The 22,549-nt window shown below is 43.2% G+C and carries 22 protein-coding genes; 17 read left to right on the top strand and 5 right to left on the bottom strand.

Features of this window, described 5'->3' with window-relative positions:
* Nucleotides 1–18: 18 nt before the first annotated feature.
* Together MHB80_RS22960 and MHB80_RS22955 are read right to left on the bottom strand one after the other, a co-directional pair.
* A complete protein-coding gene (locus MHB80_RS22960; protein WP_341279158.1) occupies nt 19–1,566 on the bottom strand; it encodes a response regulator in 1,548 nt (515 codons plus the stop codon).
* A 5-nt stretch (nt 1,567–1,571) separates the two neighbouring features.
* On the bottom strand, nt 1,572–3,368 hold the full coding sequence (locus tag MHB80_RS22955) for a sensor histidine kinase (protein ID WP_341279157.1): 1,797 nt from the start codon (nt 3,366–3,368) through the stop codon (nt 1,572–1,574).
* A gap of 131 nt (nt 3,369–3,499) precedes the next feature.
* Between MHB80_RS22955 and MHB80_RS22950 the strand changes: the two genes are divergently transcribed.
* The 4 genes from MHB80_RS22950 (at nt 3,500) to MHB80_RS22935 (ending at nt 8,291) form a co-directional block, all read left to right on the top strand.
* A complete protein-coding gene (locus tag MHB80_RS22950; RefSeq protein ID WP_341279156.1) occupies nt 3,500–4,849 on the top strand; it encodes an extracellular solute-binding protein in 1,350 nt (449 codons plus the stop codon).
* Nucleotides 4,850–4,940: 91 nt separating this feature from the next.
* Entirely contained in the window at nt 4,941–5,822 is an 882-nt protein-coding gene (locus MHB80_RS22945; RefSeq protein WP_341279155.1) for a sugar ABC transporter permease, read from the top strand.
* Nucleotides 5,822–6,655, top strand: coding sequence for a carbohydrate ABC transporter permease (locus MHB80_RS22940; protein ID WP_341279154.1), 834 nt, complete (start codon nt 5,822–5,824; stop codon nt 6,653–6,655). Before MHB80_RS22945 ends, MHB80_RS22940 begins: the two co-directional genes overlap by 1 nt.
* A gap of 67 nt (nt 6,656–6,722) precedes the next feature.
* A complete protein-coding gene (locus MHB80_RS22935) occupies nt 6,723–8,291 on the top strand; it encodes a sugar hydrolase (RefSeq protein WP_341279153.1) in 1,569 nt (522 codons plus the stop codon).
* 173 nt (nt 8,292–8,464) lie between these two features.
* Here MHB80_RS22935 and MHB80_RS22930 read toward each other — a convergent pair whose 3' ends face one another.
* The gene (locus tag MHB80_RS22930) at nt 8,465–9,058 is read right to left on the bottom strand and encodes a class I SAM-dependent methyltransferase (protein WP_341279152.1); all 594 of its coding nucleotides are present in this window, start codon (nt 9,056–9,058) and stop codon (nt 8,465–8,467) included.
* Between the two features lie 293 nt (nt 9,059–9,351).
* Between MHB80_RS22930 and MHB80_RS22925 the strand changes: the two genes are divergently transcribed.
* From MHB80_RS22925 to MHB80_RS22870, 12 genes are all read left to right on the top strand, one after another.
* Nucleotides 9,352–10,392 (top strand): YfiT family bacillithiol transferase, encoded by a 1,041-nt coding sequence (locus MHB80_RS22925; RefSeq protein WP_341279151.1) that lies wholly within the window; start codon nt 9,352–9,354, stop codon nt 10,390–10,392.
* A 44-nt stretch (nt 10,393–10,436) separates the two neighbouring features.
* Entirely contained in the window at nt 10,437–10,925 is a 489-nt protein-coding gene (locus MHB80_RS22920) for an NUDIX domain-containing protein (RefSeq protein ID WP_341279150.1), read from the top strand.
* A gap of 91 nt (nt 10,926–11,016) precedes the next feature.
* The gene (locus MHB80_RS22915; RefSeq protein WP_341283055.1) at nt 11,017–11,541 is read left to right on the top strand and encodes a DinB family protein; all 525 of its coding nucleotides are present in this window, start codon (nt 11,017–11,019) and stop codon (nt 11,539–11,541) included.
* Between the two features lie 107 nt (nt 11,542–11,648).
* Nucleotides 11,649–11,903 carry a hypothetical protein gene (locus MHB80_RS22910; RefSeq protein ID WP_341279149.1) on the top strand — a complete coding sequence of 85 codons (255 nt, stop codon included), beginning with the start codon at nt 11,649–11,651 and terminating at the stop codon, nt 11,901–11,903.
* On the top strand, nt 11,893–12,405 hold the full coding sequence (locus MHB80_RS22905; protein WP_341279148.1) for a hypothetical protein: 513 nt from the start codon (nt 11,893–11,895) through the stop codon (nt 12,403–12,405). Before MHB80_RS22910 ends, MHB80_RS22905 begins: the two co-directional genes overlap by 11 nt.
* Before the next feature lie 102 nt (nt 12,406–12,507).
* Nucleotides 12,508–12,888: a VOC family protein gene (locus MHB80_RS22900; protein ID WP_341279147.1), complete on the top strand. Its 381-nt coding sequence runs from the start codon at nt 12,508–12,510 to the stop codon at nt 12,886–12,888.
* A gap of 12 nt (nt 12,889–12,900) precedes the next feature.
* Nucleotides 12,901–13,356 (top strand): SRPBCC family protein, encoded by a 456-nt coding sequence (locus MHB80_RS22895; RefSeq protein ID WP_341279146.1) that lies wholly within the window; start codon nt 12,901–12,903, stop codon nt 13,354–13,356.
* Between the two features lie 31 nt (nt 13,357–13,387).
* Entirely contained in the window at nt 13,388–13,834 is a 447-nt protein-coding gene (locus MHB80_RS22890) for an oxidoreductase (protein WP_341279145.1), read from the top strand.
* A gap of 172 nt (nt 13,835–14,006) precedes the next feature.
* Complete coding sequence (locus MHB80_RS22885) at nt 14,007–14,435, top strand: hypothetical protein (protein WP_341279144.1); 429 nt, start codon at nt 14,007–14,009, stop codon at nt 14,433–14,435.
* Between the two features lie 115 nt (nt 14,436–14,550).
* Nucleotides 14,551–14,925: a hypothetical protein gene (locus tag MHB80_RS22880; RefSeq protein ID WP_341279143.1), complete on the top strand. Its 375-nt coding sequence runs from the start codon at nt 14,551–14,553 to the stop codon at nt 14,923–14,925.
* A gap of 507 nt (nt 14,926–15,432) precedes the next feature.
* Entirely contained in the window at nt 15,433–16,650 is a 1,218-nt protein-coding gene (locus tag MHB80_RS22875) for a glycoside hydrolase family 5 protein (protein WP_341279142.1), read from the top strand.
* 284 nt (nt 16,651–16,934) lie between these two features.
* Nucleotides 16,935–18,425 carry an RtcB family protein gene (locus MHB80_RS22870; RefSeq protein WP_341279141.1) on the top strand — a complete coding sequence of 497 codons (1,491 nt, stop codon included), beginning with the start codon at nt 16,935–16,937 and terminating at the stop codon, nt 18,423–18,425.
* 120 nt (nt 18,426–18,545) lie between these two features.
* Here MHB80_RS22870 and MHB80_RS22865 read toward each other — a convergent pair whose 3' ends face one another.
* Nucleotides 18,546–20,486 (bottom strand): acyltransferase family protein, encoded by a 1,941-nt coding sequence (locus tag MHB80_RS22865; RefSeq protein WP_341279140.1) that lies wholly within the window; start codon nt 20,484–20,486, stop codon nt 18,546–18,548.
* Nucleotides 20,487–20,733: 247 nt separating this feature from the next.
* On the opposite strand from MHB80_RS22865, the gene MHB80_RS22860 reads away from it, so the two are divergent.
* A complete protein-coding gene (locus MHB80_RS22860; RefSeq protein WP_341279139.1) occupies nt 20,734–21,879 on the top strand; it encodes a hypothetical protein in 1,146 nt (381 codons plus the stop codon).
* 90 nt (nt 21,880–21,969) lie between these two features.
* Here MHB80_RS22860 and MHB80_RS22855 read toward each other — a convergent pair whose 3' ends face one another.
* Complete coding sequence (locus MHB80_RS22855; RefSeq protein WP_341279138.1) at nt 21,970–22,392, bottom strand: DUF4395 domain-containing protein; 423 nt, start codon at nt 22,390–22,392, stop codon at nt 21,970–21,972.
* Nucleotides 22,393–22,549: the final 157 nt, after the last annotated feature.

The following is a 22,549-nucleotide window of genomic DNA, read 5'->3' as shown; positions in this document are numbered from 1 at the left end:
TTAGTTTAGGCAGCCTTGTCAGCCATTGCGAAAGTTTTCCGGCGTTGTACCCGTCATTTTTTTGAATACGCGAAAAAAATATTTAGGATTATCGTAGCCAAGCTCCTTGGCGATTTTGTATACTTTGTCATTCGTAGTTCTAAGCAGCTTTTTGGCTTGCTCGATTCTCAGTTTGTTGATGTAGTCGGTGAAATTCTCCGCTGTCTTCTCTTTAAACAAATAGCTTAAATAGCTTGGATTTAAGTAGAAAAGGGAGGATACCCGCTCCAGTGTTAAATCTTGTGTGTAATGATTATGAATATATTTTTTAATATTATCAATCACGTGATCGGAGGAGTAGGCAGAGCGTTCCTTCAGCAGCCCGGCAATGCCTGTCAACACTTTGAGCATGTATTCCTTAATCGCTTCGATGTCAAAGGAGATGCTCAGCACCGACTCAAGGCTGGAGGAGGAGGAGCTAATCACATCGGTTTGCAAATAAGCAGACAATATTTTTTTGACCTCCATTATGATATCGCGGCTCTGCTCTTTCAATTGGTCGATTGTCACATCGGGCTGTCGAATAAAGAAGGCAAAGAAATCCAGCACAAGCTCTGTTGTTTTGGAAACATTTCCCGATTCGATAAAAAATAGCAGCTCGTGTGATTTGCTCCAGATGACGACAGTGCTCGCTTGTGAAGCCGTGCTGTAGAAATAGCATTTGCCGAAGTCGGTAACGGATCGTTTGTTCAGCGCAGCTATGGATTCCTGATGTGCTTGTCTGAGCGCAGCAAGTGAAGGCTTGACCATACTTACCCCGATGCAGCTTGCTCCCCCACCCTTGGAGCCTGCCTGTTCAATAAGCTGTTTGGCCGTAAGTTCAGCGTGCCCTAGCATTGCACGCTCACTCTCCCCGTGACGGAAGGTCAAAAGTACAAAGGCAAGGTTGGCGCTTTGTGGGTGGGGGATATAGAGAGAGGCGCGCAAGACAGGCAGCTGTTCCACAGCGAGCGGCTGTGGTGAATACAGCGTCAACAGCATGTAATGGGCTTGCTCGACCAACGTGGCAAGCGTCTTGGAGGAGAATACAGGGAGCTGGTCCGTTTGATGAATGCTAAGAATGACATTCAGCAGGAGCTGAATGTCCGATTTCAAGCTGATTTCTTCATTCTCTACCGTTTTCTGCATGACCTCCAGCTTGACAGAGCGATGCTGGTCTATGGCTTCAATCGCCAATTGAAGCGTGCGATGAATCTCCTCGCGGCTGAAAGGCTTCAGCAGGTAGCCAATTACCTTGGCAGAGATGGCCACCTGCATATATTCAAAGTCGGAATATCCGCTAATGACGATTATTTTTTTGTCCGGGTACTGTTCATGGATGTGCTTCATTAACGATTTACCGTCCATCTCCGGCATACGCATATCCGTCAAAATAATATCGGGGTCTAAGTCCTTAATTAGGCCAAGCGCATCCGAGCCGTTGTCTGCTTCGCCAAGAAACGTTAAAGGTATGTGGAAGGATTGGATTTTTTTGAGCAGTCCTTTGCGTATAAGAGGCTCATCGTCGACAATGATGTAGGTGTACATGCTGTTTATCCTCCTTTAATTCGGTTTGCTGGTATGGAAATGGTAATCGTAGTGCCCTCATCCTTAACGCTTTTTGTTTCCAGTCCGTATTCGTGGCCATAGTAGAGGACGATTCTGGAATGTACATTTTTAATGCCGATGCTTTGTTTGCTTCGTTGCCCTAGAGAGACGAATTCGGGCGGCTCGGACAGTAACCTCTGAAGCTCCTCAAGCTGTTGAGGCGTCATTCCTACGCCATCATCAATAATTTGAAGCGTAACTCTCTCCTCCTCTAGCCAGCCTTTGAGCGTGATGCTTCCTTTACCGCGCTTTTTCTCAAGTCCATGGTAAAGGGCATTCTCAATAAGTGGCTGAAGCAGCAGCTTAAGCATACGCAGCTCAAGAATTTGTGGATCAATGTGTTTGTAAAAGGAGATTTTGTCGCCATATCGAATTTGCTGAATCGCCATATAATTGTCAACATGCTGCACCTCCTCTTCCGCTTTAACGAGCTCGCTGTCGGTTTTGATGCTGTATCTGAACATATCACCCAGCGCCTTCGTTATGACTACGATGCTCTCAACCTCTTCGATTTCAGCTATGCTATTAATGGACTCCAGCGTGTTGTATAGGAAGTGCGAGTTAATTTGGGCTTCGAGCGCTTTCATTTGAGAATCCAACGATAAAATCCGATTCTGGTAGCTCTCGCGTATATGCGTGTCAATATCACGGATCATTTTATCAAATTCGTGATACAGGATCCCAATTTCATCTACCCGCCTGGCGTCCGCGTGGATGGGGACGAAGCGCTGTGTTTTATTTTTACGCATAATTTTCGCCAGTCGAATAATCGGCTTCGTAATAAGATTGGAAAGAACGAAAGATACTAGCAGAAAGATAGCAGAGCAACTAGCCGCTACATAAATAACTAGCTTTTGCGAAATGCCATATTCCTGGTATAGCTTGTCCACCGAAATGCTAGCGATAACGCTCCAATCGTTGCTCGGAACCTTCTGAATAACTGTCAAGATGCCGGAGTCATTGAATTGCTGGAGCGAGCCGGTCAGGCTACCAAGCTGCTTTTGAAGCAGGGGAGGGAGCTTCCCTCCTGCTGTTCTGCTTGCGCTTTCATAAATGATGCTGCCTTGTCCATCAGCCAAATAAATATTGGATAAGCCAGGCGCGGGATTCTGATTGAGGCCCGAAAATAAATCCATGCTGCAATCAAGCATAAACACGCCAAGAAACTCGTTGCTGTTCGGATCGTAGAGTGCGCGCGAGAAGCTGATGGATGGTTTGGCGCTAAGCATATATGGCTTGCTGCCAACCTCTCCGATGTATAGGCCACCCTTTAAATGAATCGTACCAATGTACCACGGATCTTGAAGTGGTGTATAATCCAGCTTCATTTCATTGCCGTAGCTAATCGATTTTCCATCCGGTGTAAATAAATAAATGCCATTAATGTAATTATAACCAAGTAAAATGTTTTCAAAAATAAGCTTGAGTCGAGCTCGGGTAATAAAAATTTCGTATTGATCGTTTGTTTTATTCAGTGCTCTCAGCTCATCGCTAACGGTGTTATACACGGTAGTCGACGATGACTGCTGCAGTAAAGTGATTGAGATACGATCAATATTTTGCAAAATGTCCTCGATGCTCTTCACTGAATTTTGGATCGTTGTTGCTGCGACATATGAGGTTTGTTCGTTGACAAGCCTGGTATAACTTCGATAAGAGCTTATCGATACAACAATGATAGGGGCAATGGAGACGAGCACGAACACAAGAAATAATTTTGTTTTAATATTAAAAAAAAGCATATACTTAACCTCCATGCTTGTCTATTCTAAAAATAGTGCACCATTTTTACCAAAGCAATTATACTGCAACTCACATTATTATAAAAATGTGCATAAGGCAAGGACAATAACGAAGCAGGGGGAAATATACGATGGAACGTGCAAAAACAATTTGGCTTGCTGCGCTGGTACTCGTAGTAATCATGCTGAGCGCATGTGGAAGCAACAACGGAGGAAGCGCAACAACGGAGCCGGCTGCGAGTAGTGGAACTGCCGCGGTAGAGACCAATGCCTCGGAACCAGTCACCTTAACGATGATGCTGTCCGGCAATAAAGCGACCGATGGTGAGGATTTTGAGCTTGATGTACTGCCGCGACTGGTGAAGGAGAAATTCCCTAACATTACGCTAGAGGTTCAGAAGCTGCCGGATGATCAATATAATACGTCGGTTCGGACGAAGCTGGCAGCTGGCAAGGGTCCTGATATTTTCTGGATTTTCCCGAAAAATGCGGCTGGCGGCGTCATTGATTTTGCTAAGGCAGGCTTTGCGGCAGACCTTTCTGATCTGGCCTTTTGGGATAACATAGGCAAGGGAGCAAAGGAAGATATGTCCTACGAGGGTAAGCCCTATGGTGTAGCAGAGGGGCTGGATTTTCTAGGTGTCTATTATAATAAGGAAATGCTGGAGCAGGTTGGCGTTTCGGAGTTTCCACAGGACTGGCCTTCGTTTCTTGAACTGTGCCAGAAGCTGAAGGATGCGGGCATTACTCCGATTGCACTTGGTGATAAAGATCCATGGGTCATCCAGTTCGGTATGTACCCGATCGCAGCTAACGTAGTATACCCAGATGAAATGGACTTTGATGTAAAGGTGCAAAATGGCGAAAAATCGCTTAACGATCCGAAGTGGGTCAAAACCATTTCCATGTACAAAGAGCTGTACGATAAAGGTTATGTCGTTAAAAACTCTCTTGGTGTAGGCAGTGCCCAAGCTGCTCAGTTGTTTATTGACGGAAAGGCTGCCATGTCCTTCACTGGAACTTGGGATTATCCGTCAATGAGCGCTAAAGGAGCTGCTGAATTTACTCGCGGCTTCGCATCGCTGCCAGGCAATGAAGCTGGCAAGCCGCTGTACGTATCCGCATCGACATCTGCAGGCTACGCATTGAATGCGAAATCGCAAAATCTTGACAATGCGAAGCAAGTGCTGAACTACCTGTTCGATGGGCATTCTGATCTGTTTAAAGCATTCGTAGACTCGAATAGCTCGATCAGTGTATACAAAGGTGTAGAGCTCAGCAACGAACTGTTCAAGTCGGTTAATGACAACTATCAGAAAAACGGCAAATCCGTTTACTTCAGCAACCAAATGTGGCCGGCAGGGGTGTCCGATGTGATGCAGTCGAAATTTTCCGAAATTATCGGCGGTAAAAATACGACACCAGAAGAAGTGGCGAAAGCAATGGATGACAAATTCAAGGAGCTTTGGAAAAATAAATAAGAAATGGCATGACTACAGATAGTGCCTGACGGGGAGGGCTTTAGCCTTCCCTGAATGGCGTCAAGGAGATAGCCTGAAAGGATGGAGCAGTATGAACTCAACTGTAATGAAGAAGTCGATGTATTTATTTGCAATACCGGCTCTCATTTTTTATATCATTTTATGGATTTTCCCTATTCTCAGATTATTTCAATACAGTATAACGGATTATAATGGCTTCTCACAGGATTATAGCTACATCGGCTTTAATAATTTCAAGGATCTGCTGAATGGCGATGTTCTTGGCGTTTCCTTAAAAAATACACTCCTCTATACGCTGATCACGGTTGTGTTCGGAAATTTGATTGGACTTGCGCTCGCGCTATTGCTAAACATGAAAATTAGAGGCAAAGGGATTTATCGCTCGCTGGCTTATATTCCGACGTTGTTCAGTGCAATCGTAGTAGGCTTTCTATGGAGCTACGTCTATATGCCGGATTACGGATTAATCTCTACCTTTCTTGATAAAATCGGAATCAACAACGATAACCTGAACTTTCTAGGTAATTATTCATCGGCCTTATATGCGATTATTTTGGTTGAAATATGGAAAAATATAGGTACGACAATGATCGTCTTTCTGGCAGGCTTGCAGACGGTACCTAACGATTTGCTGGAGGCTGGAAAAATGGATGGCTGTGGGCCGTGGCGCCTGCTGCAGCATGTGAAAATTCCGTTGCTTGCTACCGCAATTACGATCAATGTTACGCTAAGCCTGATCAATGGACTTAAAGCGTTCGATTTTCCCTTCATCATGACGAATGGCGGACCAGGAACAGCGACGAATACACTTATTTTCTCGATTTACAAAATGGCGTTTACCGAGCAGTTGTTCGGCAAGGCATCCGCGCTTGGCGTTATTTCGTTCGCCGTTATTATTGTCATTACAGCGGTGTTCGTTGTACGCATGAATAAACGGGAGGTGTCAGCATAATGTTAGCCAAGCTTACTCGAAAAACGCTAGTTCAGCTGCTTGTCATCGTCGTTATGGCGCTAAATCTTATTCCACTGATTATTGCGTTGTCGACCTCGCTGCGTGATCCTAGCAATAATACTAATCCACTAAATATGTTTCAAAGTATTTCATTTGAAAGCTATCGGGTTGCCTTTGAACGAATGCTGTTTCCGCAAGCGTTGCTTAACAGCGTTATTTTAACAGGAATCTCAGTGATCTTTGTTGTACTGTTTGCCGCAATGGCATCGTATCCAATGGCTAGGTTAAAGACGAAATGGAGTAAATTTCTTTATTTGTTTTTTCTCTCGGGGCTTGTCATTCCGGCTCAAATGGTGCTGATCCCAGTCGTGCAAATGATTAACGCGCTTCATATTCCAACGAATCAATACACACCGATTCTTATGTTTATTACTTGCAGTCTTCCTTTTTCAACCTTTCTATACACCGGTTTTATTCGCAGCGGCGTTCCAGAAGAGGTGGAGGAGGCAGCACATATCGATGGAGCGGGGCTATTCCGTCGTTTCTGGTCCGTTGTATTTCCGTTGCTTATTCCGGTTACGGTGTCAGTTATTATTACGCAGGGCGTATGGATTTGGAATGACTATTTTTTCAATATGATCTTTATTTCGGGAGCGGGCGATTCGCCACTGCCGCTTGCTATGCTGGGCTTTTTGGGCGATCAGCAAAACCCGACCCAATGGAATGTGCTGTTCGCAGCCTGCTTCCTTTGCGCGCTTCCATTGCTGATTTTGTTTCTGTTCCTGCAAAAATATTTTGTTGGCGGCATGACAGTCGGAGCAGTAAAAGGGTAACGGCCTTTGCCGCCACAGGATGGCTTCAGCCGTTTACGCTTGTCTAGAAATAAAGGAGATAACGACAATGAATAATAAGATCATTCATCAAGCTTTTGTCGATACAGCGAATGCGCTAACTCCGAGGTTGTTCAGGAGCAAAACGTATCCGCAGCAGCAGGTAGAGGTTCTTGCCAATGAACAGGCTTTTCAGGGCTGGGAAGTGAAGCCAGCAGGTACAATGGAGGAGTTCAGTAGCAAGGTGCTTCGTCAAGGCGATAGCGTTACTCTCGATTTTGGAGATCATCAGGTGGGCTACGTTACGCTTTCAATACGCAATATCGACAGCAACGCGGATGCACCGCTCCGTTTGAAGCTGATTTTTGGGGAAATGCCTTGTGAAATTGGCGAGGATTTTGCGGATTATAGCGGCTGGCTCAGTCGCTCCTGGCTGCAGGAGGAGATCATCCATGTTGATGTACTTCCAGGTGTTGTTACGCTGCCTCGAAGGTATACCTTTAGATATATGAAAATAGTTGTGCTCGCAACTTCAATTCGCTACCATGTTAGCTTTCCCGAAATCTATTGTGAAACGGTGACCTCGGCTAACGTTTTGCAAATAGCTCCGTTGCCTGCTCATGTTCCGGAAGATTTGCAGCAAATGGATCGCATAGCCATAAAAACGCTGCAGGATTGTATGCAGACTGTATTTGAGGATGGGCCTAAACGTGACAGACGGCTGTGGATCGGTGATTTGCGGTTGCAGGCGCTGGTGAATTATGAGACGTTTCAAAATAATGATTTGGTGAAGCGTTGCTTGTATTTGTTTGCGGGCATGAGGCTGGAGGATGGACAGGTAGGCGCTTGTTTGTATGAGAAGCCGCAGCCGTTTATCGATGATATCTATCTGTATGACTACTCGCTGTTTTTTGTTTCTACTTTATATGACTATTATTCAGCTACACAAGATCGTCAGACGCTGCTGGAGCTATGGGTGGTAGCTGTCGAACAAATGGAAATTGCCTTGAAGCGGCTGAATGCTAAAGGTATTGTACAGGATGATGACACATGGTATTGCTTCCTCGATTGGCATGATGATTTGAATAAGCAGGCTGGCGCACAGGCTGCTCTTATCTATAACCTAAAGCGGGGCTTGCTGCTTGCCAATGAACTTGGCGATATAGATCGCTCGGTTTTTATTCAATCTGCAATCGAAAGCGCATCAGCGGCGGCAATGGACATTTTATGGGACACAGATCGCCAGTTTTTTGTTAGCGGAGAAAGCAGGCAGGTGTCCTGGGCATCACAAATTTGGATGGCGCTGGCGGAGGTGCTAGATGAACAAGCCAACGCTGAGCTGTTGGAGCGTTTAATAAAAGAAAACCCGGAAATCGGTATGTCCACTCCGTATTTGTATCACCATTTTATTGAAGCACTTGTGCTGTGCGGAAAACGGGAGGAAGCATTCAAGCAAATGCGGAACTACTGGGGCGGGATGATAGCTGATGGAGCAGACACGTTCTGGGAGCTTTACAATCCGGCGGATAAGCGTCTTTCGCCTTATGGCAGCAATCTGGTCAACAGTTATTGCCACGCCTGGAGCTGTACGCCGAGTTATTTTATTCGGAAGTATTTTGTGAATGGGGAAGGCATGTAACTGAGGAGGCTCTCCTTGCTTCAAGATCCATTTTTAAAAGGCCATATGACCAGCCACTGAGCTGTAAAGTGTACCCTTTGTAAAGGACATTTTACTGTTCAGCGGTTTTTTTTATTTTCAGAACTAGCGCGGCGGATGCGCTGTAGGCGAAGCCATCTCCTCAGTATTTCCATTTACTCGTTGTTGAGTTCCGTTAAGGAGCACTCAAACACATGAAAATGGTTTCCTTCACCATATCCATCCTTCACTTCATGCAACTGAATATGACGAAAACCGTTCGTCTTAAGTATATTTTCAAACTCTTTAACATCATAAAGGCGAAGTGGAAAATCCATAATTTCTGTCTTTTCGATTTTATCCTCTGTAACTACCTGGTATTTCAACTTCGTAAAGAGCGTAGATTGCTCTTTATGATATTGAGCTTTTTTGGATATAACAATCCATTCATTGTTAATATATCTTTTTTCTAATTGTATCCAATCTGAACTCTCTTCAATCTTTTGATAATACACTTTGGGTTCCAACTTATTTATATTGCCTTTCTCTATACAGACCTTAAGCATATCTTCTGAAATATCGAATCCTTCTATTTGTATATCACGTTGCATAAAGGGTATCAACATTCTTCCATTGCCACACATTGGTTCAAGTACACTAATATCTTTTCTGTCAGCAAAAGAAAGATAAAAATCAAGCTCCTTGCCGTCTGCTAATGATTTATCACTTTCATACATTTTCGTGCAAAGCTCTCCATAGTAACTTATCACTGATTATCTCCCTTAATATTGATATATATATGCTACTTTATATGAAAGAACACTTTATCCAGAATTAACTGGTGTATTAGGTTTCTGCGAATTTCACGAAAAAAAGTGTGGATTTGTGGTGCTTTTGGATAATTTACCTCGCCGATAACAATATACCACATCACATCCATTTTGTTTGCTTTTTTTACCTTTAGAGTAGAAGAACGGTATAATAATATATAATAGAGTTTGTGAAGCGTGCTTGAGTATGATGCGTAATTATTACAAAGCTTGATGGGAGAGTTGATGGAGAAATGGACAATATTCGGTTTCCTATAGGTCAGTTTAAAGCGATAATGAATCCAACAGAGGAAGAACGCGTTTTCCTAATCAATCAAATACCAGAAATCACAAAGAAGTTAAGAACGATTTTGAATGATTTGGAGCCTGCTCAAATCAACACTCCGTACCGCCAAGATGGCTGGACAGTAAAACAAATCGTTCATCATCTTGCTGATAATGATATGAATGCTTACTTAAGATTTAAGAGGGCGCTAACGGAAGATGGACCGATGGGAAACTCTTATCGGGAAGATTTATGGGCACAATTAAGCGACTATGAAAATATACCTATTGAAGACTCTATACTACTAATTGAAATACTTCATAGACGATTTCTGATTTTGCTTAACCATTTAAGAACGGAAGATTTCAGGCGAACCTTGAAAACTCAAGCGCTAGGGGAAGTAACATTAGATATCGCACTTCAAAGATTTGTATGGCATAACCAGCATCACATAGCTCAAATCCAATCTTCTGTTCAAGCGAATAACTGGCCAGTTTGGGCCACAGAACCAGTTGAGATTAAAACCCCTGATCCCGCTTGGTTAGTAAAGGGGACACAAGAAGTTAAGCGATTAAGAGAAACTCTTTATCCTTTCGGAGTGAGAGATATAGAACATATTGGTAGTACTTCAATTCCCAATCTCCCAGCCAAACCAATTATTGATATGATGGCAAAAATCAAGTCCTATAATGATTTAGAAGAGATCATTGAAAGTTTAAAAGCTAATAATTGGAGTTATGTTCCATATGAACTGGATGGACATGAGTGGAGAAGATTTTTTGTCAAAGTTAAAAATGATAGAAGAGAATGTCATCTTCATTTGATGCTAGAGGACGAAGAGCATTGGGGACAACAAATTAAATTCAGAAATAAACTTCGTGAACAGCCTAATTTGGCTGAGCAATATGCCGAACTGAAAAGAAAGTTAGCAGAAGAAAACAGAGAAGACAGAGAAGCTTATACGGAGGCAAAAACCGACTTTATAAAAAGTATATTAGAATCGGAATAATCGTTTGGTGTTTGGGAGAATTATAATTATGAGGTGACAACGGTATGTTTTATGTTAATGCAAGAGCATTTATTGAGAGAAAACGTAATAATGGTACTGAAATTATTGTCCAAGTTCGTAATAAGAAAAATGAAGAAGCTATAGAACTGCCTGGCGGAAGATTGGAACCCTATGAATCTATATTAGATGGATTAAAACGAGAGGTACTTGAAGAAACAGGTTTGATCGTTACAGAAGTAGAAGGCAGTGAAAAGCGTATTGACACAGTTGGCATTAATTCTGAATTTGAAGTGGAATGCTTAGAGCCCTATTGTGTGTATCAGACCATTAAGGGACCTGTTGACTCAATAGGAATGTACTTTATTTGTAGAGCAGAGGGGCAATTATTAGCTGAAGGAGATGAAACCTTACATATTCGATGGGAAGCTATTGATGATATTTATCAACTAATGAAAAATGACCCGCGACAATTTTCAGATGTTGATCGAGCAGGACTGAAATACTATTTAAAACATAAGTTTGGAAAGCCATGAGAACGTATTGGGTAGCCACAGAAGCTGTTAACTTCGCCCAGCATAGAGTGTTAGGTGAAATTAAAATGAAAATCTGGAGGAGCACACAATGATGAACTTGGACAATATATACTTAATTACCGATATTCCTGGATATTCTCCTCAGATCAGTCGACTGATTTCCATGATGAATTATGCAAGATTTACTACACTAGAGGCAGTGAAAGATTTGTCGAAGGACCAGCTTGATTTTTTACTGGATTCTGAAAGCAATTCAATTGGTGCTTTATTATTGCACTTTGCAGCTGTTGAATATGCTTATCAGGTAGATACATTTGAAAATAGAGAGTTAACTGAAGAAGAAATTAGAGTTTGGGGTCCTGCACTTGATTTAGGTAAAGAAGGACAAGAAAAGATAAAAGGGAATGACTTAATATTTTATCTTACCCAAATGGAGCAAGTAAGAAATAGAACGCTGGATTTTTTGAAATCAGTTGATGATGACTGGCTATATGTCGAGGAGCAATTTTGGTACAACAAACAAGCTAACCGTTATTTTATGTGGTTTCATGTATTTGAAGATGAAATCAATCATAGGGGCCAAATCAGAATGATTAGAAAAAGATTGAATGTATAGCGAAGAAGATTTGTGCTTTACCAAATGAAGGATCTACGCTGTGGGCTTTGTACGGAGTTCGTGGATACAACAAGGTAATCTTAAATTACTCGAAGGCGAGAAGAACAATGACTGTAAAACAAACAATTAAGTTCATTGACCAAGAACTTTCACAAACGCTGAATGATTACTCTGTATGGTTTAATATAAGCCCAGAACTAATTAACTATAGACCTAAATTAGGATGGAGTATTGAGCAGATACTTGGACATGTCACTTTGACCAATCATTATTTATTAATTCTGATTCGTAAAGGTAATAAAAAGGCTAAAGAACAATCTTTAAAAGTCGATCGGCTTGAGATGACTAATTATGAGTTATGATTTAACTGTATTGGTTCCCAATATACAAGAGATTAATATTAATGATTGGATCAAAGACATGGAAAAGCTAAATACAAAAATCGAGATTCACCCAGAATTTTCTTTCAAAGATCACAATGGGTTCTTACCTTTTAAGGTACTTGTGACGGATTGTCTGAAGGACTCATTAAATAGCATATATTTACTTTCTGGGTTCGAGTTATCCGTTCATGATCAAGTATCGAAAATTTCTTGGATTGATAAAATAATGAACACAAAAAAAGAAATTAATAAGGCGCTTATTATCTCAGTAAGTTCAAATGACAGTTTTGAAATGCGCTTAGCTTGGTATTCCGCTGCAGTGATTGCAAATAGACAAAATGGGAAAATTAAAGATCATCAAGAAGGAACTATAATAAAAGGGAAACAGCTTATTGAAGAAGCAAAAAAAATAGTACAGAAATATGAAGAGTCAATAGCAGTAGACAATTGGAAGTTCCGTGAATTCAAAGAATGGTTGTAGTAGTTCGAAGAAGGCGATTACTTTAAGCATATTTATTTTCTGAGTCATTATTAATTCTTGTAGTACGTAATTAAGATTGCACATAAAAAGGGATGAAAATAGATGTCGACTAAGGGCTTTACGCACTGTCTTCAAATTTTTCCAAGCTCTGATATGAACAAGACAGCAGCCTTTTATGAATTGCTTGGATTTAGAGCCGTTCATTATCTTGATTCAGAGGAACCACATATTTGTTTATATAGGGATCAAATAGAGATCGTTTTAACAAAATCGACTAAAGAAGTTATCGCACCTAATCGAGAAATTCATGGTTATGGATATGATGCTTATTTTATAACAAATAACCAGGAGGAAATGGAGAATGAGTTTAGGAAATTAGGAGTTACGATCGTGCGACCTTTGTCAACGACGGACTATAGCAACAAGGAATTTGTATTTGAAGATATAGATAGAAGATGGATTGCTGTTGGGAATAAACAGTAAGGGGGGAATCATTTGATTACGGTTAAGACTCATATTGAGATCTCTGCACCTATTCAGGTTTGTTTTGACTTAGCAAGAGATATAGACGTACACACAAAAACAGTCTGGAAACACACAAAAGAAAAAGCCATCATGGGAGCTGCCTCAGGACCGATCGGATTAGGTCAAACCGTAACTTTTGAAGCCACTCATTTTTTAATAAGGCAAAGGCTGAGCTCGAAAATGACGGAATATCAGGAGCCTTTTTTATTTGTCGATGACATGCAAAAGGGAGCGTTTAAAAGCTTAAGGCATGTGCACGAATTCAAACAACTAGGGGATACGACTATAATGACGGATACGCTGCATTTTGAAGCCCCATTTGGATTGCTTGGAAAAGCAGTTGAAAGACTTATACTTAAGAAATATATGAAAAAGTTTTTAGAGCAACGAAATCAACAATTAAAAATATGGATCGAAGAACGTTAGGGGAAATCTTTGCAAGTAACAAGGAGAAAGTATGAAAACAATAAATGACCTGCAAACGAGACCATCAAGTCGCTTTGATGAATATGATCCTGATCAGGATGGAAATAAAAACACGAAATTCGCTGATTTCATTATTGATGGCAGATCGATTTATCAAATGCTCAAAAAGCATGATAGGGTTCCAGCTCTAGGGTGGGGTAGCGAAGAGAATCAAAGACAATTGATTGATTATTTTCTATTGAAAAAACAACATGAATATATGTATTCTAGATACCCCATACTAGTCTGCCCTTGGTGCGGGGATGAAGAATGTGGCTTTATCTCCGTTAGAATCGAAAGGGAAGATGATATTGTTATATGGAGAGACTTCAGGAAAGAGCCGGACAATCAACGTATTCAACTAGTGCCTTATTACTTCAAGTGGGATAACTATGAGAACGTCATTAATGATACTTTTGGGACTGCAGGAATTCAATAATATGAAAGCTACAAGCAAATATAAATGAATAGTAAAGGTTAGTTCTAATAAGGATTTCCGTCGTAAAATACTATATCCATGTTGCGCGGCATCAACCACTTGGTGTGCCGAGGTATTTAGCGGACATTTAATTAGAAGGCATCTTTCACAGGTTTCAGAAAGAATGTGTGAAATGAATTCTTATCTTTATGGTGAGATTATACCAAGTATAAGTATTGGTAAGTATCGTCTTGGTATTAAACTAAATGAACTTTTGAAAGAGATAGATGTTGAATATACCTTAAAGAAAAGCAGAAGTAATACGTTTACTCATGTAGTTGATATCAAGGGAATGTCATTTTTCTTTGATTTTTCAACAGAAATACTTATTCAGATTACAGTTTCATCAGGTTATAAAGGAAAATACAAAGGGTTAATTGGAATAGGATCAATTTTAATAGAATATAAGGAACAATTATTATATCAACTAGATGAAGATGATAATGACTGCGGTTTGTTTATACCTGATGTACCCGGTATATGGATACAAACTGCAAAATGGGGTGACAATAGCGCACCTATCGAATTAATTAGTGTAAACAAGATACGTAAGAATTACTGATAGCTGATCCATTTCGATCCACACATCAGCTATCAAGCAGGATTAAGATGAGGTTTTGATGAGATAATCATACCAGAATCGATTGTTTTGATATACTCGTAGGAAGGAGATCGCTATGTGCAGGTACGCCATGTATGGACCATATAAAGATATCTATGCTTGTTTCAGCTGTAGAAAAGTATTCAAGCAAACATCGGATCAAGAACTAAGCAAAGCCGAAATAGGGAATAGGGATTATAAATGTCCGCAATGCAGTGAAATCATGAAGGATATGGGGCATGACTTTCAAGCTCCTAAAAAAGACGATATTAAGCAATGGATGAAAGTAGAGATTTTATATCGTAATGGATTTACTTATCACTCTTGTGGTTGTGGTGGCCCGGGTTATAGACCAGCAGCTTTATCCGAAGTGGAACAATTTTTGGAGAAAAATAGAGTGTTTCAGTCCGCTGGAGAAGCGTTATTAAACCGTCTAACGATGAAGCAATAATTTATATGTAGATGAGGTAGGGACACTATTGATCAACGCTTTAAAACAATGGGCAATTAAATATGATATTGAAAAACAAGCCTTACTAGCTTTTGGGAATGCTTTAACAACTATATTGAAGAAGAGCCAATATTCTTGATTAAGGGTAGTTTTATGCGTCTACCAGATTTAATCAAAATAATATATTCAAAAGCAGAAGGTCCTAGTCATACAGGGGTTTCTGCTTTTTGGTTTATTTGAGGACTTTACTTGCGTTATCACGAGTCGCATATGCCATTAAATTGATTGTGAATATATTGCCTTATTTTCCAATAATATGTTATTGTGTTGAAGGGGATACAGTTGAGTCCTTTAGTTGATTATGCTTGCAAATGTCGATCCTTGATTACAACGCAAGCTAGATTGGTGAAGAAGGGAGGCGGGGGATTCTTGTATCGTTGACTATGAGTAATCATGGTAACTGTTCTGTTTGTTGCACGACCAAATAACCTTAGCGGAGGTTTAGACATGCTCGCAAAAATGAGAAAATACGGCGTTTGCAGTTTAGCTTTTATCTTGCTGACTACGATAGTTTTTACGGGATGGAGCGCTCAGGCATCGGCAGCAACACCAATTACATCGGATTTCAGGTCATTGCAGGCTTCGCAAATCGTTTCCGAAATGGGTGCAGGATGGAACTTGGGCAATCAGCTTGAGGCGACGGTGAACGGTACACCAAGCGAGACAGCCTGGGGCAATCCGGTCATTACAGCAGCGCTGATAAAAAAGGTGAAGGCAGCAGGCTTCAAGACGATTCGCATTCCCGTCTCCTACTTGAATCACATTGGAAGCGCTCCCAACTATACGATTAATACCGCCTGGCTGGACCGAGTGAAAACGGTCGTTGACTTTGCCTACAATGAAGGTCTATATGTTGTTATGAATATTCATGGCGATGGCTTTAATTCCATCCAAGGTGGATGGTTGCTGGTCAATAGCGGAAATCAGGCTGCCATCAAGGAGAAATACCAGCGTGTTTGGCAGCAAATCGCCAACAAGTTTATTAACTATGACGAGCGGCTTATTTTGGAATCGATGAATGAAGTGTTTGACGGTACTTACGGGAATCCAAATTCGGCCTACTACGCCAATCTTAATGCATATAATCAAATCTTCGTGGATACGGTTCGGAAGACCGGGGGCAATAACAGTGCCAGATGGTTGCTGATACCAGGCTGGAATACGAATATTGACCATACCGTTGGCAATTATGGCTTCGTCCTCCCAACGGACAACTTTAGATCGTCCACAATCCCGAACTCGGAGAAAAGGATCATGATTTCCGTACATTATTATTCCCCTTGGGATTTTGCAGGCGAGGAAAACGGAAATATTACGCAATGGGGAGCCACAGCTACGAATCCTTCCAAAAGGTCTAATTGGGGGCAGGAGGATTACTTAAACGCGCAGTTTAATTCCGTATATAATAAGTTTGTGACTCAAGGCTACCCTGCTGTGCTTGGCGAATTTGGCTCAATAGACAAAACCGCACATGATTCCTCAAACAATGTGTACCGTGCAGCATTCGCCAAAGCCGTAACGTCCGCGGCCAAGAGATACAAATTGGTTCCTGTATACTGGGATAACGGCTACAATGGCCAGCACGGATTTGCGCTGTTCAATCGTTCTAATAATACCGTAACACAGCAAGGCATTATTAATGCAATTATGCAAGGCATTCAATAATTGCTCATTAGACTGCATCGGTGAAATCGGCGTGTTCCTTGCAAAAAGGAACGCGTCGTTTTTTTTGGAATTTGTTAGGATGGACGATATAACCTTTTAACCGTTAAAATGGAAAGTGTACCTATCATACGGCTTTAATTATGCTGTATCCCATATTCCAATTATCGAGCAAAGCAAATAGATCAATAACGAAAGGGTGAGCAGCCATGTTATGCATTTCTGTCGAAAACATTCAAACGCTCAATCATAAAAATAAACGAACAAAAGAAAAGGATGGTTCTTGATTGGAAATTAAAAATAGCAGTAATGTGCCTGTACGATTTTTCATTAATGACGAGATTAAGCTTGAAAAAAATGCGTTGGCAGAGTTGGACCAGCTCCTGACGGTGAATGAATCGGTCGAAATGCTGAAGCGGCGCCAGACCGGCTATTTTTCCAATGCGGATGCCAAGATCGAAGAGGTTTCGATTACGCCGGACTTCCATAAAGGGAGCGGTATCCCGATTGGCACGACGATTCTTACAAAAGGCTTCGTCATACCCCAAGCTGTAGGCAATGACATTAACTGCGGCATGCGGCTGTACACGACTTCGCTTCAAGAGGACGATATTCGTTCCAATCTCAAAAAAATCGAAGTGGACATTCGCCACATTTTCTTCGAAGGCGGACGCAATATCCCGATGACAAGGTCGCAGCGTGAAGCGATTTTCAAAGAAGGCTTAACGGGTGTTTTGGCATCGCAGCAAGGGAGCAGCCGCGAAGGTCTATGGGGTTTTTACGATGCAAATCAGCAAGAGCAAGACCTTGCCAGAGTAAACCGCTCTGGCTCGTTCATTGCTGGCGGTGTAGACGGACTCGACAGCTTTCTAGGCAGCCCGGGGCTTTCCTATGACAGCCAGATTGGCTCGATTGGCGGCGGGAACCATTTTGTAGAGATACAAAAGGTAGTTAATATACGCAATCATGCCTTGGCTAACGAATGGAATATTAAGAAAGGCCAAGTGGTTGTGATGATTCATACGGGTTCCGTATCGATTGGACATCATGCAGGCCTCAATATAAAAGAAATGCTGAAAGACATTTATCCAGCATCATTAAAGCATCCAAGCAATGGCATCTATGTGCTGCCGCAATCTGAGCAGTATGCGCTGCAATGGAAGCGTTACTGGAATCTCCTTCACAATGCGGCTAATTTTGCTTTTGCGAATCGCTTGTTTTTGGGACTTATGCTGCAAAAAGCATTGCATCAAAGCTTGAAATCGTTCGATTATCAATTGCTGTACGATGCGCCGCATAATTTTGTGTGGGAAGAGACGATCGATGACAGTGCGGGCTTTATTCACCGTAAAGGGGCATGCACCGCGAAGTCGGCAGAACAAATGATGAACACGCCTTTCCAATATACGGGGGAGCCTGTATTCATCCCGGGATCGATGGGTGCGAGAAGCTATATCCTTGCGGGACTCGGCAATCGGGAGAGCCTGTTCAGTGCCAGCCACGGCGCGGGCAGAAGTCTTTCCCGAGGAGATTCCATCAAGGTGGACGATGCTTTATTCCGGGAGTTTATTGCCAAGTTTAATGTGGTCACGCCGATTGATCCTAATCGCAACGATATTAAATCGCGGCCGGATATTTTGAAGAAATGGGAGGAGGAATTAAAGAAGGAAGCTCCCTATGCCTACAAGGATATCAATGCCATCATTGAATCGCATGAGGAGCACGGCATGGCCCAAGTCGTAGCGGAAGTAGAACCGATTTTAACGATTAAAGGCTAATCAACCGTGTATAGCCTAAAACCCCATAAAACCGCCTGTCAAATGTCGAAAGACAATGACAAGCGGTTTATTGATGTTGCAAGATGTTGCGCAATGTTGCACGTGCCGCAAACCCAAGCTTTAAATAGCCCGGGCAATCAGTGCCGCCAGCGCTTTCGCTCCTTTAGCCGTCAGATGGACACCATCTTGTGAAAAATAGTCGTCTTTGCCAGAGCTGGCCGTGTGCCAGTCAACGAGAACCATATTTTTGCCCGCTCTGGCGGCTTTGGCTAGAGCATCGTTGACGATTTGCTCCCACGGCCGAGGGACCCTCGTGTTCACCAATATAATTTTTTTATTATTCTTAAGCAGATCAGAAATTCGCGAAAGCTGCTTGCTTGCAAAAGCGCCGTTCGTTCCGAGCTCAATAATAACGGTGTCGCCAAGTGTGCCTTGCTGCTGAAGCTGTTCAAGAATAGGTGGAGCCTCAGACATTTGCCTGCCGATTTGACCGTCTACCGCTATGCTGGGAACGAGCTTTTCCAGCTCGCTCTGAATGTCGAGCATGACCGAATCTCCAATTGCGGTAATTTTTGTTTCAGAATGAGAAGGCTGCTCTTCTACATGCTCCGGCGCCCTCTCGCCCCCATCTCCACCCGACTCGGTCGGTTTCACTAACGGACTCGGCGTCTGCTCTGGTGCGGCTGATTCTGCTCCCGTCCCAGTACCAGAGCTTCCTTCAACACCGGGCTCCGTCCCTGGAGCTTCGGCATCTCCAGCGGCGTAATTACCCGACGCCTGCACATGTGTGAGCGGCTTATTGCCCCAGATCGATTCTAACCAATCCATTCGCAGCGCAAACGAAAACGTGACGAATAAGCACACGATGAAAAAGGCGGTAAAGGCTCTTCGATAGGAATGGGCGGCCATCCAGGCGGGGAATTGCCTGCACAGCTTTCTAATGCTTCCGTGACGTAGGGGCTGTTCAACATATTTATAGGATACGGTGGCAAGCACAAGCATCAACACAAGCTGCAAACTTAGGCGCATCATCGAAATTTCACCCGTGTCCACAGCCGGACTCGTCAAAATAATGACCGGATAATGCCACAAATACAGTCCATAAGAACGAACGCCGATAAAACGAAGCGGCGGAATCGATAATAAACGACCGATTCGGCTGGCTGGATGCGCCGCTGTCATAATGAGCAGCATCGATACAAAGGACAGCAGCAGCATGCCTCCTAGGTATAAGAAGGGCTGATACTCATTCGTATACCAAAAAGCAAGCAGCGACATAAGCAGCGCCATTCCGCCGATTATATCAAGCGTAAGCTTCGCTTCATTGGAAACGCGTGGTTTGAGCTTATGAAACGGCCATATAAGAGCGAGCGCTGCCCCGATGAGCAGGCCGAACATGCGCGTATCTGTTCCATAATAAACACGGCTCGGATCACTGTCAGGCTGATAAAGCCATGCCATAGCAGCGGCCGAAAGCACAGCCAGCGCAAGTATGCCCAGCAGCAGCGCACGGCGCCGTTTCAAAAAACGCAGACCTACTAAGAGCATAAGCGGCCACGCCAAATAAAACTGTTCTTCTACAGCAAGTGACCATAAATGGCCGAGCGGCGAGGCGGGGCCAAAGCTTTCGAAATAAGAAACATTATGTAAAATGAGCCACCAATTGCTCACATAGAGCAGCACGCCCGGTAAGTCGGTTAAAAAGGGAGACCAATGCGGATAGGCAAACAGCAGGGTCGCTGCCCCGGTGACCGCAATCATAAACAGCATGCCGGGAAGCAATCTTTTTGCCCGACGAATCCAAAAAGCTTTCAAATCTATTTTTCCATGTCGTTCAAGCTCATGCATTAATATACTTGTAATCAAATAGCCGGATAGGACAAAAAAGATGCCTACACCGAGCAGTCCGCCCAGCATCCATCCGGGATGAAGATGGTACACAATAACCGCAATTACAGCGATTGCTCTGATTCCGTCAAGCCCAGCCCTGTACGTTTTGTTTCCCTGTTTCTTATGTGCACTTCGCGCGATATGTCCTTGTGACTGCTTGCTGTTGTCCATTTTGCCTCTTACCTGCCTATGTCTAATTTTGTTGCGCAACATTTAATTTGAATGAGGGCTGTAACCTTTATTATCATAATGATTATAGAAAAATGCAAAGGATAAATAGTTACAAATCAGTTATTTACATTGTGTTCTTTTACCATGCAACTATTTAAAGATAAGATTCGTTTTGGTGGATGAAGGGTATTAAGAAGGCAGAGTCATAATGTTTATTAAACCACCTACGAGCAGGAGGACATTCATAATGAAAACATCCACACGATCGATCTCCAAAGGGAAAAGCATGATGGCAGCAGCGGCTATTGCGATTGGCTTGGCAACGATGTTGCCTACAGCTGGGGCAGCGGACTCTACAGTTGAGCAGGGTTTATTCAGCGGAAAGCCGGCAGGCGACAGCGCCTACCACTTTAGCGATATCCAGTTTTTAAATGCAACGACAGGACGGGCTGCTGGCAACGGCTTTCTAATCGGGACATCGGATGCTGGCTCCCATTGGCAATCGATATATAAAGGAACATGGCAGTTTACCCAGCTGGACTTCATCTCTAATACGACGGGCTGGGCACTAGCTAAATCTGCGAGCAATGGTCCGAACGCTTTGCTGTATACGACGGATGGTGGAAGCAAGTTTACGAAGCTGCCTACAGGCACTCTTCAACTGCAGCGCATTCATTTTATAGATAAAAATAATGGCTTTGGTTATACGAATGCCTTTGCCTATAAAACGAAGGATGGCGGGAAAAGCTGGGCGAAAATCGCAACCCCGGCAAATACGCGCTATGCGGAGTTTGTAAATGACAAGCAGGGCTGGGCGTTAGTCATCCTGCCGGGTCTCGGCTATAACCTGTCGAGAACGACGGACGGAGGCGTGACCTGGACGACTTCCCTTCATGTGAAGGCGGACGAGCTGAGCGGCGGCAAAATCGTTGCAGATGGCACTGGGGTATGGGCGCAATTTAATGGTGGAGCGGGCATGTCGCAGCAATCTTATTCGGTATACGCTTCGGCTAACAACGGTGCAAGCTGGCGCAAAGTCATTAGCCAGAGCACAGCAGGCGGTGGCAGCGCGCCTGGAGAAGCAAAAGGACTTGTTTCTCAAGGGCCGGCATCACCGGGCGGACATCCGAGCGACCTTGAGCTGGTGGGTGGCACAGCGATTTTGAGCGCGTATTCCCCAGCGGCGCAGCGCATCGGCATTGGCCGCTCCTCCAATGGCGGACAAACCTGGTTTGCGCCGTCGGATACGGTCGGTTATGCCAACACCATCTCGTTTACGAGCACCTATGTCGGGTTTATGGCGGACACAAGCCTGAATTCCCCAGCGATTTACAGCACAGTGGATGGCGGGAAAAGCTGGTATACGAAGCTTGAAATTCCGGTTAAGCCATAAGAGTTAAAAAAGGAGCTCCTCCCACTGCTGAATAGCAGTTGGAATGGAGCTCCTTTTTATTGCCGCTTGTATGGCTGCTTACAACGGCAGCTAAATACCGCCAATTTTTCGGCCTGCGCGGAATTGCTTGTACCAGAAATAAACGGTGCAGCCTACGCAATAGCCGAGCAGGGCGGCGCTAGCGGCTGCCAGCAGCATAATGGAGAACGCATACGCTGCAATGTCCCAGCCAAACGCTGCGGATGCCAGCGCTAAAGTAAGGAACAGCACAGCCAGCACATTGTTGAAACGCTGCAGCTCAGCCGCTTGCGTCACCGTGCCTGATCCTTTTAAAATCAGCTTCGCGATCCGTACAAAAAGATTAAGCTTCCCTGCGGAAGCAAGGCCAACCACTTGAATGATCCATAATATCCCCAATAGCAAGGGCTGATTAAGGACAAACGAGAGAAGAACAAAAGTAACGATTCCAACCTGGTTCGCTTTAACATAGCGCATAGGCACTTCACGCATCATCGTTCACCTCTAATTCCAATTTACTTACTTGGTATTATTGTATGTGCTAGTTGAAATTTGAGCAACACAAATATTTTGTAGCGTCATCTAAAGGGAGCAAGCTTTAAACCGGGCTATAATGGTGCTATATTTTAGCTACTATAAAGCGAGCGCAGAG

It is taken from the genome of Paenibacillus sp. FSL H8-0537, assembly GCF_038051995.1.
GTDB lineage: Bacteria > Bacillota > Bacilli > Paenibacillales > Paenibacillaceae > Pristimantibacillus.
The sequence above is the reverse complement of the archived record's forward strand: the minus strand, read 5'-3'. Positions and strand labels throughout refer to the sequence as shown.